Source organism: Marinobacter goseongensis, from assembly GCF_023156235.1.
Lineage (GTDB): Bacteria > Pseudomonadota > Gammaproteobacteria > Pseudomonadales > Oleiphilaceae > Marinobacter > Marinobacter goseongensis.
Genome location: NZ_JAKZAI010000010.1, coordinates 89,081 through 103,198, shown reverse-complemented (window position 1 = coordinate 103,198; position 14,118 = coordinate 89,081). Strand labels below are relative to the sequence as shown.

The following is a 14,118-nucleotide window of genomic DNA, read 5'->3' as shown; positions in this document are numbered from 1 at the left end:
TGCGAAACGGGGAGGGATTATACACAAGCACTGGAAACCAACGCTGCAGCCGGCCGACTCAGACCCTGCGCGAACCCTAACTTTCGGCGGCTACGTGCTCAGCATAAGCAGCAGGGTCCATCAGCCCATCCAGCTCGCCCTTGTCCGCCAGGCGCACCTTGAACAGCCAGCCATCGCCGTATGGATCGTCATTCACCTTCTCCGGCTCATCTTCCAGCGCTTCATTCACCTCAATGACCTCACCGGTAACCGGGCTGAACACATCCGACGCCGACTTGACGGATTCCGCCACACCGGCCTCCTCGCCACCGTTCACCGTTGTGCCCACGTCCGGCACGCCCACATATACTACATCCCCCAACTGCTCCTGGGCGAAATCGGTAATGCCCACGGTGGCGATGCCATCGTCGGCCACGCGAACCCACTGGTGGGTTTCGATGTATTTCAGGTCTGCGGGTACATCACTCATGATCGGATTCCCTGTTGGTTTTTGGCGCAGTTTAACCGAAGACGCTAACGCCAGCGAACCCCCCGAGCCAGGTTCATGAACGAATTCAGGTAATCCACGTCCCGATCCCGTTCACGAAGGCCCAAAAAGATCTGCTTGGAAATACCCGCCTGCCCAAGCCGGACCGGCGCTATCGGCATTCTCTCGCCATACTCCTCCACCAGCCAGCGCGGCAGCGCCGCCACTCCCCGACCCGCCGCGACCATCTGCAGCATGATGTCCGTGGTTTCGATGGTTTTATGCCGGGTCGGGCTGGCATGGGCGGGCAGCAGGAAATGCGTGTAGATATCCAGGCGCTCCACCTCCACCGGGTAGGTAATCAGGGTTTCATTCGCCAGATCCGCCGGTTCCGCCCAGGCTTTCGATGCAAGGTCATGACCACTGGCGACCACCAGCACCTGCTCGTAATCGAACACCGGCTCGAACACCAGCCCGGGCCGGTGCAGGGGGTCCGGAGTGACCAGAACATCGATGTCGTCCCCGAACAGCGCTCCGATGCCACCGAACTGGAACCGCTGCTTCACGTCCACGTCCACCGTGGGCCACTCTTCTAAATACGGCCCCACCACTTTCAACAGCCATTGGTAACACGGGTGGCACTCCATGCCGATACGCAGGGTGCCGCGCTGCCCGCGGGCAAACTGACCAACCAGCATTTCCGCGTGTTCAAACTGCGGCAATAGCCGGGTTGCCAGCGACAGTAAGTACTGACCCGCCTGGGTCAACCGCAGCTGCCGCCCCTCCCTCTGCCACACCGGTGTCCCGAGCTGCAGCTCCAGTTTCTTGACAGCGTGGCTCAGCGCAGACTGGGTCAGATGCAACGCTTCGGCCGCCGCCGTCAGCGAACCCTGACGCTCAACTTCCCGCAGAATTTCCAGATGACTCCGCTCGATCATAGCTCGTGGCAACCGCGCCAAAAGGTGAATTAAATTCATGGATTGGTGAAATATTACCATTATTATTCATCTATCCCGATGCGTAATCTTGGTGGCCTCTCAAGTCACCCCAAGATTCCGGACGAGGACACCATCATGATTACGACTCACAACCTGGGCTTTCCGCGCATCGGCGCACGACGGGAGCTCAAGTTTGCCCAGGAGGCCTTCTGGAAAGGCGAAGTCAGTGCCGAGGAACTCAACATCACCGCCCGCGACCTGCGACGTCGCCACTGGCAACAGCAATCATCGCTGGCGCTTGCCCCGCTGGGTGATTTCTCGCTTTACGACCAGGTGCTGGACATGAGCATGATCCTCGGCCACCTACCGGCCCGGGCCCGGGACACCAACGGCAGCGAACTGGACCGCTATTTTCGTGTCGCACGGGGTCGGTCTGCCAACGACAACGCCTGCTGCGCCATTCATGCCGGGGAAATGACCAAGTGGTTTGACACCAACTACCACTACATCGTGCCCGAGTTCGACCGCGATACCCGCTTCCAGCTGAATCCCCAGCGCCTGCTGGCGCAACTGGCGGAGGCCAGGGCCCAGGGTGTGACGGCAAAGCCGGTGATCATCGGCCCGGTCACCTATCTCTGGTTGGGTAAAAGCAAGGACGACAGTGACCGGCTGGCGCTGCTGGATGACCTGCTGCCGGTGTACGCTGAGCTGCTGAACCGGCTCGCCGACCAGGGGGTGGACTGGGTGCAGATTGACGAGCCCGCTCTGGTCACCGAGATGGACGGCGCCTGGCGGCATGCTTTCCATCTCGCCTACCACCAACTCAAAGCGTGCCCGGTCAGACTGTTGCTCACCACCTACTTCGGCGAACTGCGGGAAAACCTGCAACTGGCCTGTGAGCTCCCGGTGGCGGGGTTACACATAGACGCCATTAGTGCCGCGAGCGAAGTCAGCCGGGTCGCCGACTGGCTCCCGGCCCACAAGGTACTGTCGCTGGGCGTCATCAACGGGCGCAATGTCTGGAAAACGGACCTTCAGGCAACGCTGGATTGGCTCGAACCGCTTCATCAGCGTCTGGGCCAGCGGCTGTGGCTGGCCCCATCGTGCTCACTGCTGCATGTGCCGGTCGATCTGGCTTCGGAAACAACCATGGACCCGGACATTCGTTCCTGGCTGGCCTTCGCCGTTCAGAAACTCGACGAACTGCACATTCTCGCCAGGGCACTGGAGCAAGGGCGCGAAGCTGTCGTTCAGCCGCTGGCGCAGAATGCATTGGCCATCGCCGGCCGCCGGCAATCCCCGCGCGTTCATAACCCGGAGGTCACCGGGGCGATCGCAGCGATCACGCCCGACCTTGGGGCCCGAACGAGCCGTTATGCACAGCGTCTGGAAACGCAGAAGCAGCATCTGATTCTGCCCGCCTTTCCAACCACAACCATTGGCTCGTTCCCGCAAACCCGGGAGATTCGCCACACCCGACGTCAATATCGCATGGGCGAACTCAGCGAGCGCGAATACACCGCTCGTATCCGCGAGGAAATCGCTCACTGCGTGCGGGAGCAGGAGGCGCTCGGGCTGGACGTGCTGGTACACGGCGAGGCCGAACGTAACGACATGGTGGAATACTTCGGCGAGCAGCTGGACGGCTTCATCTTCAGCCAGTTTGGCTGGGTTCAATCCTACGGTTCCCGCTGCGTGAAGCCGCCGATCCTGTTCGGCGACATCCAGCGGCCCAAAGCGATGACCGTGGCGTGGACCGAATACGCCCAGTCACTGACCAACCAACCCATGAAGGGCATGCTTACCGGCCCGGTGACCATCCTCAACTGGTCCTTCGTAAGGGACGACCAGCTCAGAAAAGACACCTGCCTGCAGCTGGCCCTGGCCATACGGGAGGAGGTTCTGGATCTGGAGCGCGCCGGCGTGCGCATCATCCAGATCGACGAAGCGGCCCTGCGCGAAGGGCTGCCCCTGCGACAATCCGACTGGCAAGGCTATCTGGACTGGGCCATCGAAGCGTTCCGCATCAGCGCCAACGGCGTCAACGACGGCACCCAGATTCACACCCACATGTGCTATTCGGAATTCAACGACATTATAGAAGCTATCGCCCGCATGGACGCGGATGTGATTACCATCGAAACCTCACGCTCGGACATGGAACTGCTGGACGCGTTCAAGGGATTCGATTACCCCAACGATATCGGTCCCGGGGTATACGACATTCACTCGCCAAACATTCCGGAACAGCGACACATGGTCTCGCTGATGGAAAAAGCGGCACAGCGGATACCGGCAGAGCGTTTATGGGTGAATCCCGATTGCGGGCTGAAAACCCGCAACTGGGAGGAAGTGATCCCGGCGTTGCGGGCGATGGTCGAGGCCGCCCGTCGCTTGCGGGTAAATTGACAGCTTCTTCGAACGAGATGCACCGGCTATGGGTCAGTAGCCGGTGCTGTTGCTGTCGAGATCGAACTCGAAATCCGTAGCCCGCCGGACTTCGGTGCGGAATTCACCAGAGGCCTCCAGCTCGAACCAGCGGTAGCCCGGAGGCAATTCCTCCACAGCAAACTTGCGAGAACCGGAGGTAAACTGAATGCAGGTCGAAGGTGTGGCCAACAGCCGCACGCCCTTGCGGTGGAGGTCATGCTCCTGGTGAATGTGGCCCCACAACACGATTCTTACCTGCGGGAATCGATCCACCACGCCCCAAAAGGCGTCGCGGTTGCGTAACCCGATCTGCTCCATCCAGTCAGAACCGATGTCCACCGGGTGATGGTGCAGTGCCACCAGCGTGGGCAATGCCGGGTTCTGCGACAATGTATCCTCCAGAAACGCCAGCTCGGAGTCTGCCAGCTCGCCGAACACCTTTCCCGGCACCGAGGAGTCCAGCAGGATGAACTGCCAGCCACCCTGGACAATGTGCCGTCGATTGGCCTGCTGCTCACTGGCAACCTGCTCCAGGACGCCTCTGGCATCATGATTCCCGGCAATCCAGCCCGCACCACACGGAAACACCCGCAATTTTTCACCAAACACCCGGTACGCCTCCGCGGAGCCGTCCTGGGCAAGGTCACCGGTGGCGAGCACCAGGTCCGGCTGCCCATGCTGCGCGAGCACCTGCTCAATCACAGCGTCGAGACTGTCCCGTGTATTCACACCAAGCAATGCGCCGGCCGGATCGGCCATCAGATGGGTATCCGTTAACTGCAGTACCCGGAGAGGGCGGGGGTTATCCTTTTCGTTCATGGCACTCTTTTTCGTTGCTGGGCAGAACACTTAGCTTGGTACACGTATACGCTGAGAGTAATCCGTTTTCTCAAGGCCAAACAGAACAGCAATCACATTCTGCCCATTTTCACGCGACATAGCGCACAATTTGACAACCATGGCACAGCCACCGACGTTGGCTATGCCTTCTTAGTCCACGCCTTCACCGGCAGACCACAGGGCATGCTCCATGGGCAGGTGCCCGAAACGCAGGCAGTAATCCAGCCAGTCCGCCAGAAACCCGTTCACCTGCACCTTCTCGTCCGGGTGATGCATGAAGCGATTGGGGTAATCGTTGACCGCGGCAATCTGACGATCCCGATAGCAGCTGATCACTTCGGCCATGGAGGCATCATGATACACCCGCACCGTCAGTTGGGGGTTATTGAGCCAACGGCCAGCGTTATGGATCTGCTCGAGCAGCAGCGTCTCGGTAAACCGGGCTGTTTGCAGCACCTTGATCCGCACACGCCCGAGATACTGGGATTCCCGGTGCAGCTCGAACTCGGACACCGGTTCGCCACCGGATTCCAGTTGCCGCAACTGGCGCAGACGCACGTAGTTGCCGTCACACAGGGCGCCGAGCTGCCGCAGATCCGGCACATAACGTTTCGGCTTCATGGTCCATTCGCCCATCAGGCCCACCCTTCCCGCAAGCGGGGACGATTCAACTGAAGCCACTGCAACGCAATTATCGCCGCCGCGTTGTTGATGCGGCCATCGGCGATCATGGCAATGGCCTCGTCGGCGGAGACCACGTGGGCACGGATGTCCTCGTGCTCATGCTCCACTCCGAACAGACCGCCGGCCGATTCGGTGCTGATGCGACCGCAGTAGAGATGAATCAGTTCGGTGGTGCCCCCGGGCGAGACCAGGTAGTTGCAGATTTTCTCAAGAGAGCTGAATGTCAGGCCAGCTTCTTCCTGCCCTTCCCGCTGCGCGACGTCTTCCGGGGTTTCGCCCGCTTCGTTCATGCCGGCGACCAGTTCCAGCAACCAGGGCGATTGGCCCCGATCCATGGCGCCGAGGCGGAATTGTTCCAGCAGCACGACTTCGTCCCGCTCCGGATCATAGGGTAGTACGCAGGTGGCGTCACCGCGGATAAACAGCTCGCGGGTGAAGACGGGCATGTCGCGGCCATCAAAACGCGGATGGGTCAGCCACAGCTTGTCCATGCGGAAGAAGCCCTGGAAAACGGTTTCGCGTTTTTCGACCTTGACGTCGCTGGCTTTGAACTGGAACGGCTGGATCATCGTTTATCCGGTTGCGAATTCGATTTTGAACGATAGCCGGAACTGCTGCAGTGGTGCAAGCTTTGGCCCCGGTTCAAGACACCCAACCATCAGGCCAGGTCCCACCAGACTCAAAGTCAGATCTTGTCGTACAGCTTACTCCCGGATTCAACAAACTCCCGCGATTTCGCCTGCATGCCGGCATCCACCGCCGACACCTCATCGAGACCATGCTCCTTCGCATACTCCCGAACCTCCTGTGAAATCTGCATGGAGCAGAACTTCGGTCCACACATGGAACAGAAGTGGGCCACCTTGGCGGATTCCTTGGGTAGAGTTTCGTCGTGGTAGGCCCGGGCGGTGTCCGGATCGAGGCCGAGGTTGAACTGGTCTTCCCAGCGGAACTCGAAGCGGGCCTTGGAGAGTGCGTTGTCGCGAATCTGGGCCCCCGGGTGTCCCTTGGCGAGATCGGCGGCATGGGCCGCAATCTTGTAGGTGATGATGCCGGTTTTGACGTCGTCCTTGTTGGGCAGGCCCAGGTGCTCTTTCGGGGTGACGTAACAGAGCATGGCGCAGCCATACCAGCCAATCATCGCAGCACCGATGCCGGAGGTGATGTGGTCGTAGCCTGGTGCGATGTCGGTGATCAGGGGGCCGAGGGTGTAGAACGGGGCTTCGTCACAGCATTCCAGCTGCTTATCCATGTTCTCCTTGATCAGCTGCATGGGCACGTGGCCCGGGCCCTCGATCATGCATTGCACGTCGTGCTTCCAGGCGATTTTGGTCAGTTCGCCGAGGGTTTCCAGTTCGCCGAACTGGGCCGCATCGTTGGCATCGGCAATGGAGCCCGGACGCAAACCGTCACCAAGACTGAACGAGACGTCGTAGGCTTTCATGATTTCGCAGATGTCTTCGAAGTGCTCGTACAGGAAGCTTTCCTTGTGGTGCGCCAGGCACCATTTGGCCATGATCGAACCACCGCGGGAGACGATGCCGGTGGTGCGTTTGGCAGTCATCGGTACGTGGTGCAGGCGCACGCCAGCGTGAATGGTGAAATAGTCCACGCCCTGCTCCGCCTGTTCAACCAGCGTGTCGCGGAAGATTTCCCAGGTCAGGTCTTCGGCCACGCCCCCGACTTTCTCCAAAGCCTGGTAAATGGGTACGGTACCGATCGGCACCGGCGAATTGCGGATGATCCACTCACGGGTTTCGTGGATGTTCTTGCCGGTGGAGAGGTCCATGATCGTGTCGGAGCCCCAGCGGGTACCCCAGGTCAGTTTCTCGACCTCTTCCTCGATGGAGGAGCTGACCGCGGAGTTACCGATGTTGCCATTGATCTTCACCAGGAAGTTGCGACCGATGATCATCGGCTCGGTTTCCGGGTGGTTGATGTTGGCGGGGATAATGGCACGGCCGCGAGCCACTTCGTCCCGGACAAATTCCGGCGTGATATCCTGCGGCAGGGAGGCGCCAAAAGACTGCCCCGGGTGCTGGTCCTGCAGGAGGCCCTGTTCTCTCGCCTCATGAAGCTTCATGTTTTCACGAATGGCGATGAATTCCATCTCGGGGGTGATGATGCCCTTGCGGGCGTAATGCATCTGGCTGACGTTTTGTCCGGACTTGGCCCGCAGCGGTTTACGCTCGTCCATAAAGCGCAGAGGGTCCAGCAGGGGGTCTTTCATGCGCCGGCGGGTGAATTCGGAAGTGTAGCCCTCCAGCTGCTCCACATCGCCCCGCTCCGCGATCCATGCCGCGCGGATGGGTTGCAGGCCTTTACGCAGGTCGATGGTGGCTTCGGGGTCGGTGTATGGCCCGGAGGTGTCGTAAACTCTGACCGGTGGGTTCTTTTCTCCACCCATTTCCGTGGGTGTGTCCTGCACGGTAATTTCCCGCATAGGCACCCGCAAGTCCGGTCGGCTACCCTGCACGTAAATTTTACGAGAGTTGGGCAGCGGCTGGATAGCGGCGGAGTCGACGCGGGCGGAATCGCTCAGGTATGAGGGTAAAGAGGAAGATGTATCGGTCATCATGCGCTCCCGGAACGGGGTGGGTGGTATCGGGTCGCGTATGACGGAGCACGGAAGATTCCACGTGCTTCACTGCTGTCTGGTCTTAATTCCTACGCCGGTATTATCCGGATCAGGTCGCGGGTTTTGCGATGCAATCTCAGCCGGCCGGAGAACGTTCCGGCCAGCACCCCGTCAAGACGCGATGTACTTATGCATAACACTCTAAATGAGTGACATTTGCAAGTGTAGAGATGCGCGCAATTATTGTCCATAATGACCGGCCAGACTCGTCCACTGTTGCTCGCGGGCGCTGTCATAACGCTGCAACGATGCGCTCCGGAGTGGAGCGACGCGCTAACGAACCAGGAGACACAATGAAGAAACGATTCCTTTCCGGGATGATCGGACTGCTCGCGGCCAATCCGGTACTCGCCATGAATCTGATCGAGACCTACGAGAAAGCGCTGTCTTACGACTCCGGAATTGCAGCAGCACGGGCCAGTTTCGAGGCGCAGGAAGCCGCTACCGATGTGAGCCGCGCCAACCTGCTGCCGCAAGTCAATGCGTTCGGTGAAGCCAACTACACCGACACGGAGTCGTCCTATCAGAACGCCGATTTCACCACACTGGCTTATGGCGTGCGACTGAGCCAGCCGCTGTTCCGAGCCGACGCATGGTACAGCTTCGACGCCAGCAAATTCCAGAGCGAGGCTGCGCGGGCGCAGTACAACCTGGCACAGCAGCAGCTGATTCTCGACGTAGCGAGCGCTTACTTCAACGTACTGAGGGCGGCCGACACCCTGACCACCGCCCGCGCCACTGAAGCCGCTATCCAGCGCCAATATGAACAGGCTCAGGAACGCTTCGACGTCGGCCTGATCGCGATCACCGAGGTGTATGAAGCCCGCGCCAGCTACGATGACAGCAAGAGCCAGCGCATCGCCGCCGAGAGTGACCTGGACATCGCCCGCGAGCAACTGGCGCGGCTGACCGGTGAGTACACAGAAGAGCTCGATAACCTGCGGGAAAATTTCCCGCTTGGCCGCCCCGAACCCATGGATCCGTCCCAATGGGAAGCCACGGCACTGGAGCAGAACTGGACCATTCAGGCCGCCGCGTTCGATCTGAACACCAGTGAAGCCAATTTGAAAGTTGCCAAAGCCGGCCACTACCCCACGCTGGACCTCAATGCCTCCTACGGCAAAAGCGAGATTGATGGCCTCGATAATGGCACGTTACTTGTGCAGCGGCGCTCTTCGGAGGGCACCACCACCGAGGCGGTGATCGGGGTCACCCTGAACGTACCCTTGTACATGGGCGGTGGCACCCAGGCCGGCGTGCGTCAACAGCGGTCCCTGGTCACGGTTGCCGAGCAGAGCCTGGAAACCACCCGCAGGGACGTTCGGGTCAATACCCGCAGCCTGTTCCGCACGGTGAACACCAACATTGAGACAACATCAGCACTGGAGCAAACCATCATTTCCCGCCGCAGCGCCCTGGATGCGACCCGGGCCGGGTACGAAGTGGGCACCCGTAACATCGTGGAAGTGCTGGATGCCGAGCGTGCGTACTATGTGGCGCTGCGGGATTACGCAAACTCCCGTTACGACTATGTGATCAACACCCTGAGCCTGAAACAGGCGGCCGGCACACTGAGCCCGCAGGATCTGATTGATCTGAATAACTGGCTCAGCGCTTCTGCACCGGGCATCGAAGCCCTTGCCAATGACGAGGAAACCCTCGAGGGTCCGGTCGGTAACTGATCCGACCTCCCCGAGCCCTGCGACAGTAAGAGCTGTCGCAGGGCTTACACCCGCCTGAGAATACCGTCGACCACCTTTTCCAGCGCTCCGCGATTGGCATCCACCACGGCCAATGCGTTATCGCCCGATTGTCGGGCCACTGCCGGATCTTTCAATAATTCGCTGACACACCCCACCAAGGCGTCCGATGTAGGCGTCAGGTATAAACCGTGCCCGGCGTCCAGGCGATGGTAGATCGTCTCAAAATTGAAAATGTGCGGGCCCGACAACACGGGCAGGCCCCAGGCGGCCGGCTCCAGCGGGTTGTGGCCACCCCGTTCGATCAGTGAACCGCCAACAAACGCAACATCGGATGCACCATAGAGCATCAGCAACTCGCCCATGGTGTCACCCAGGTACACCTGGATGTCCGTCGCCAGCGTGGTCTCTGCCAGTGACCGGCGCGCCAGCCTCAGGCCGAGTTTTTCAGTCAACGCTGCCACATCGTCAAAACGCTCCGGATGCCGTGGCACAATCACCAGCAAGGCGTCGGGAAAGTCGGATAACACGCACCGGTGCGCCTCCAGAATCTGCTTATCCTCACCTTCGTGGGTGCTGGCGGCAATCCACACCGGCCGCCCGTTGCCCAGTTGCGCCCGCAGTGTTGCCGATTCGCTCCTCAAGGCTTCGGTGATATCTACATCGAACTTGATGCTGCCCGTCACCGAGACTGATTCCGGCTGCGCCCCGATCCTCAGAAACCGGCCAGCGTCTTCATCCGCCTGAGCGGCGATCCAGCAAAGGCTGCGCAGCAGTGGCCGGACCAGGGAGGCGACACGCTCGTAACCTTTCGCCGAACGCTCGGATAACCTCGCATTGATCAGGAAAATGGGCACGTCGTGGCGGCTGGTGTTGGCAATCATGTTGGGCCACAGTTCGGTTTCCATAATCACCAGGGCCCGAGGCTGTACTCGGCTGGCGAACCGGCGCACAGCGCCAGGGGTATCGTAGGGGGAATACGCATAATGGACCTGATCTCCGAACATGGCTCTGGCCCGGGCCGAGCCTGTCGCGGTCATGGCGGTCATCAGGATCGGAATATCGGGGCGGCGGCGAAGCAGTGCCTTCACCAGAGGGGCAGCGGCAATGGTTTCCCCAACCGACACAGCATGCACCCAGATCACCGGCTCCGTCGAAGGCTCAACAAAGCCCAGCCGTTCCTGCCAGCGGTTCCAGGCGCCCGGGTTGCGCCGGCCGATCCACCACAAACGCAACAGTACAAACGGCAACGCAACGCGAAAGAACAGTGAATACAGAAAATGAAGCATGGAGTCTCCGGGCCGGCAATTGGAGGGCATTCTACCGAAACACGTTCACGTTCGCCCACATTGCCACTTTAGTCGAGCGGAAACACCCTGCTAAACTCCGGTTCTGATTCCGATTTACAGACGAGACAACCCCAGCGTGAGCAAGCGCCCCTCTAGAAAACGCGACACCCGATACACTCAGTACCGTCATCCCCGTTGGTGGCCGACCTGGATGGGTATTGGCCTGATGTGGCTAATGTCCCGACTGCCCCTGCGCTGGCAATGGAGGCTGGGCAAGTTGATCGGAGAACTGGCCTACCGGCTGATTCCACGCCGTCGACATATTACCGAGGTCAACATCCGCCTGTGCTTCCCCGCGCTGTCTCCGGAGGAACAGCAGCAACTGGTACGCAAGACCTTCCGCTCCAACGGTATCGGCATAATGGAAATCGGCCTGGCGTGGTTTCGCGACCCCAGAAGCTTTTTACCGGTGACCACCGTGCACGGTCTGGAGCACGTGGACGAAGCCCTTGCAAAAGGAAACGGCATTCTGCTGCTGGGCGGGCATTACAGCACCCTGGATCTGGGCGGCAGCCTGGTGACCGAGTTCATCGAGGCCGATGTCATGCAACGGGATCACAACAACCCCCTGATGAACGCCGTCATGACCCGCGCGCGGGAGCGTCGCTACGGCGTAGCACTGGACAGTAGAAACCTGCGGGGCCTGCTAAAGCAGCTCAGGAGGAACCGGGTGGTGTGGTACGCCACGGATCAGGATTACGGGCGCAAGGGCATCGTGTTCGCTCCGTTTTTCGGCGTACCCGCCGGCTCCATCACCGCTACGTCACGCATTGCCGAGCGCAGTGGCTGTGCCGTGGTGCCGTTCAGCCATTTCCGTCGCGAGCACGAACCCGGGTACGACATCTACTTCCATCCCCCGCTGGAAAGCTTCCCGTCGGGAGACGACCTGGCCGACGCCACGCTGGTAAACCGGAGCATCGAGCAGGAAGTGCGCCGCTTTCCGGACCAATACCTGTGGATGCACCGGCGCTTCAAGACCCGTCCATCCAGCGACGACCCGGACCTGTACCGCAAGGACGCACATTGAATGCCTTCTGACGCCCCCGCAATCTGGCTGCTGACCGACAACAAGCCCGGGCACCGCAACCAGCTCAAAGGACTGGGCAACCGCCTGCGGGTGCACGCTGGCGCTACCGTGCACTGGATCGATGCCCCGGCGAAGAAGGTTCCGCTGTGGCGGGCTTTGACCGGACTGGCCCCGGCCATGGACGCCGCCCTGCCCGCTCCGGACCTGATCCTTGCCGCCGGCTCCTCTACCCATCGGCTTCTCCTCGCCCTGCGCCGCAAGGCCCGAGCAAAAACCGTGGTGCTGATGAAGCCCGCCTTTCCGCTGGGATGGATTGACGCGGCCATCGTGCCGGAACACGATCGGGTGCCAGCCGGCAAGCGCGTGCTGGTCACCCAGGGCAGCATCAACAGCATCACCCCGCTGGCCCGGATTACCGACAAGCCCGAGGCCCTGATCCTGGTGGGCGGTCCGTCACCCCATTTTGACTGGGACGACAACGTGGTGTTTGAGCAGATCACCCACCTGATCCGCACCTATCCGTCCTGGCGCTGGACCATCTCCGGCTCACGACGCACACCGGACACTCTGGCCAGCAGACTTGAGGAGCTGGCGGGCATCAAGATCACGGTTGTTGATCCCCAACGGACCCACGCCGACTGGCTTTCCCACCAGCTGGCCGCCTCACGGGCCATCTGGGTCACACCCGACAGCCTGTCTATGGTCAGCGAGGCCGCCACCTCCGGGGTGTCGGCAGGCCTGCTGCAGCTGACCCCACAACAGGACAGCCGCGTCGCCCATGGCGTTGATCTGCTGGTGGAGCGTGGCCATGTGGCACGCTGGAGCGATCATGCCACCGTCATGGGCGACACCGTGCACGACAGCCCGCATCGCCTGTGGGAGGCCGATCGCGCTGCCCGATGGCTGATCCGGACATTTCTGAAACGAGGCGCGGCATGAGAGTGGTTCAGATTCTGCCAGCCTTGCACAGTGGCGGCGTGGAACGGGGCACCGTGGAGTTTGCCGCCGAACTGGTCCGCCGCGGCCACGAATCCATCGTCATCTCTAACGGCGGCCCATTGGTGCGCCAGTTGGAGGTGCAGGGATCCACCCATATCGAGCGCCCCGTTCATCGTAAGTCGCCGGCTTCATTCGGCCAGATCCGTCCGATGCTGCGTCTGTTGCAGCAGCTCCGCCCGGATGTGGTTCATGTGCGCTCACGCATGCCGGCCTGGATCACCCGGCTGGCGTTACGGGGCATACCCGCGAACGAGCGCCCGGTGGTGGTGTCGACCTTCCATGGCATGTACTCGGTGAATGCCTATAGCGCTATCATGGCCCGGGCGGATCACATCATCGCGGTCTCCGACTGCGTGCGGCAGTACGTGCTTCGCCATTTCAGAGTGGCCGACAGCAAACTCACCGTCATCCAGCGCGGCGTTGATGTGGACGGCTTTCGCAACCAGACCCTCAGCGCCGACTGGTCTGCCGCGCTGGAGCGCGACTACCCTCAGCTTGCCGGCAAACGCCTGATCATGATGCCGGGCCGGATTTCCCGCTGGAAAGGTCAGCTTCTTTTCCTGGAAGCCATGGCCGAGATCGTACGCCAGAATCCGGACTGCCACGGCATCGTTGTGGGCGGCGTGGAGCCGGGCAAAGACCGCTTCATGGAAGAGTTGCTGGCCCGGCGTTCAGAGCTGGGGCTGGATGACCATGTGACGTTTCTGGGCCAACGCCGTGACATGGCAGAGCTGTACCTGGCGTCGGATCTGGTGTGTCACATGTCGACCAAAGCGGAACCCTTTGGCCGCACCGTAACCGAAGCGCTGGCGTCCGGTATCCCGGTAGTGGCCTTCGATCGCGGCGGCGCCGCCGAAACCCTGCGGGCCTGTTTTCCTGAGGGCCTGGTGGAGCCGGATAACACCCAACGATTTGCCGCAGCCGCATTAACGCTGCTGAGCCACCCCACGCCGCCTATCCGGGTGCCGGAACGGTTTCATCTGAAAGCCCAGACCGAAGCCACACTGGCGATCTATCAGCGCCTGATCGCCGGGCGCGAGGCCTGAG

General features: G+C 60.9%; 12 protein-coding genes and 1 riboswitch. Of the genes, 5 read left to right on the top strand and 7 right to left on the bottom strand.

Annotated features, from left to right (window positions below):
* Nucleotides 1-76: 76 nt before the first annotated feature.
* Both gcvH and MLC70_RS10935 read right to left on the bottom strand, forming a co-directional pair.
* Nucleotides 77-469 (bottom strand): glycine cleavage system protein GcvH, encoded by a 393-nt coding sequence (gcvH, locus tag MLC70_RS10940; protein WP_248183729.1) that lies wholly within the window; start codon nt 467-469, stop codon nt 77-79.
* A gap of 44 nt (nt 470-513) precedes the next feature.
* Entirely contained in the window at nt 514-1,404 is an 891-nt protein-coding gene (locus MLC70_RS10935) for a LysR family transcriptional regulator (RefSeq protein WP_248183728.1), read from the bottom strand.
* Between the two features lie 135 nt (nt 1,405-1,539).
* Here MLC70_RS10935 and metE point away from each other — a divergent pair, with 135 nt between their 5' ends.
* A complete protein-coding gene (gene metE / locus MLC70_RS10930; RefSeq protein ID WP_248183727.1) occupies nt 1,540-3,813 on the top strand; it encodes a 5-methyltetrahydropteroyltriglutamate--homocysteine S-methyltransferase in 2,274 nt (757 codons plus the stop codon).
* Between the two features lie 33 nt (nt 3,814-3,846).
* Here metE and cpdA read toward each other — a convergent pair whose 3' ends face one another.
* The 4 genes from cpdA to thiC form a co-directional block, all read right to left on the bottom strand.
* The gene (gene cpdA, locus MLC70_RS10925; protein WP_248183726.1) at nt 3,847-4,653 is read right to left on the bottom strand and encodes a 3',5'-cyclic-AMP phosphodiesterase; all 807 of its coding nucleotides are present in this window, start codon (nt 4,651-4,653) and stop codon (nt 3,847-3,849) included.
* Between the two features lie 171 nt (nt 4,654-4,824).
* Nucleotides 4,825-5,310 carry a DUF1249 domain-containing protein gene (locus MLC70_RS10920; RefSeq protein ID WP_248183725.1) on the bottom strand — a complete coding sequence of 162 codons (486 nt, stop codon included), beginning with the start codon at nt 5,308-5,310 and terminating at the stop codon, nt 4,825-4,827.
* Nucleotides 5,310-5,927, bottom strand: coding sequence for an NUDIX domain-containing protein (locus MLC70_RS10915; protein WP_248183724.1), 618 nt, complete (start codon nt 5,925-5,927; stop codon nt 5,310-5,312). The genes MLC70_RS10920 and MLC70_RS10915 overlap by 1 nt, the downstream gene beginning before the upstream one ends.
* Nucleotides 5,928-6,043: 116 nt before the next feature.
* On the bottom strand, nt 6,044-7,933 hold the full coding sequence (thiC, locus tag MLC70_RS10910; RefSeq protein WP_248183723.1) for a phosphomethylpyrimidine synthase ThiC: 1,890 nt from the start codon (nt 7,931-7,933) through the stop codon (nt 6,044-6,046).
* A gap of 72 nt (nt 7,934-8,005) precedes the next feature.
* Nucleotides 8,006-8,117: riboswitch (TPP riboswitch) on the bottom strand.
* Between the two features lie 172 nt (nt 8,118-8,289).
* Here thiC and MLC70_RS10905 point away from each other — a divergent pair.
* On the top strand, nt 8,290-9,678 hold the full coding sequence (locus MLC70_RS10905; RefSeq protein ID WP_248183722.1) for a TolC family outer membrane protein: 1,389 nt from the start codon (nt 8,290-8,292) through the stop codon (nt 9,676-9,678).
* Between the two features lie 44 nt (nt 9,679-9,722).
* Here MLC70_RS10905 and waaA read toward each other — a convergent pair whose 3' ends face one another.
* The gene (gene waaA, locus MLC70_RS10900; protein WP_248183721.1) at nt 9,723-10,985 is read right to left on the bottom strand and encodes a lipid IV(A) 3-deoxy-D-manno-octulosonic acid transferase; all 1,263 of its coding nucleotides are present in this window, start codon (nt 10,983-10,985) and stop codon (nt 9,723-9,725) included.
* 136 nt (nt 10,986-11,121) lie between these two features.
* Between waaA and lpxL the strand changes: the two genes are divergently transcribed.
* Genes lpxL through MLC70_RS10885 form a run of 3 tightly spaced genes read left to right on the top strand, consistent with a single transcriptional unit; the run spans nt 11,122 to nt 14,117 of the window.
* Nucleotides 11,122-12,072: an LpxL/LpxP family Kdo(2)-lipid IV(A) lauroyl/palmitoleoyl acyltransferase gene (lpxL, locus tag MLC70_RS10895; RefSeq protein WP_345799554.1), complete on the top strand. Its 951-nt coding sequence runs from the start codon at nt 11,122-11,124 to the stop codon at nt 12,070-12,072.
* Complete coding sequence (locus MLC70_RS10890; RefSeq protein WP_248183720.1) at nt 12,073-13,011, top strand: mitochondrial fission ELM1 family protein; 939 nt, start codon at nt 12,073-12,075, stop codon at nt 13,009-13,011.
* Nucleotides 13,008-14,117: a glycosyltransferase gene (locus MLC70_RS10885; RefSeq protein WP_248183719.1), complete on the top strand. Its 1,110-nt coding sequence runs from the start codon at nt 13,008-13,010 to the stop codon at nt 14,115-14,117. The genes MLC70_RS10890 and MLC70_RS10885 overlap by 4 nt, the downstream gene beginning before the upstream one ends.
* Nucleotide 14,118 lies beyond the last annotated feature (1 nt).

What these genes read in the sequence shown, in the direction of transcription:
- gcvH (WP_248183729.1), bottom strand. Translation starts at nt 469, where the DNA reads ATGAGTGATGTACCCGCAGACCTGAAATACATCGAAACCCACCAGTGG.
- MLC70_RS10935 (WP_248183728.1), bottom strand. Translation starts at nt 1,404, where the DNA reads ATGATCGAGCGGAGTCATCTGGAAATTCTGCGGGAAGTTGAGCGTCAG.
- metE (WP_248183727.1), top strand. Translation starts at nt 1,540, where the DNA reads ATGATTACGACTCACAACCTGGGCTTTCCGCGCATCGGCGCACGACGG.
- cpdA (WP_248183726.1), bottom strand. Translation starts at nt 4,653, where the DNA reads ATGAACGAAAAGGATAACCCCCGCCCTCTCCGGGTACTGCAGTTAACG.
- MLC70_RS10920 (WP_248183725.1), bottom strand. Translation starts at nt 5,310, where the DNA reads ATGGGCGAATGGACCATGAAGCCGAAACGTTATGTGCCGGATCTGCGG.
- MLC70_RS10915 (WP_248183724.1), bottom strand. Translation starts at nt 5,927, where the DNA reads ATGATCCAGCCGTTCCAGTTCAAAGCCAGCGACGTCAAGGTCGAAAAA.
- thiC (WP_248183723.1), bottom strand. Translation starts at nt 7,933, where the DNA reads ATGACCGATACATCTTCCTCTTTACCCTCATACCTGAGCGATTCCGCC.
- MLC70_RS10905 (WP_248183722.1), top strand. Translation starts at nt 8,290, where the DNA reads ATGAAGAAACGATTCCTTTCCGGGATGATCGGACTGCTCGCGGCCAAT.
- waaA (WP_248183721.1), bottom strand. Translation starts at nt 10,985, where the DNA reads ATGCTTCATTTTCTGTATTCACTGTTCTTTCGCGTTGCGTTGCCGTTT.
- MLC70_RS10890 (WP_248183720.1), top strand. Translation starts at nt 12,073, where the DNA reads ATGCCTTCTGACGCCCCCGCAATCTGGCTGCTGACCGACAACAAGCCC.
- MLC70_RS10885 (WP_248183719.1), top strand. Translation starts at nt 13,008, where the DNA reads ATGAGAGTGGTTCAGATTCTGCCAGCCTTGCACAGTGGCGGCGTGGAA.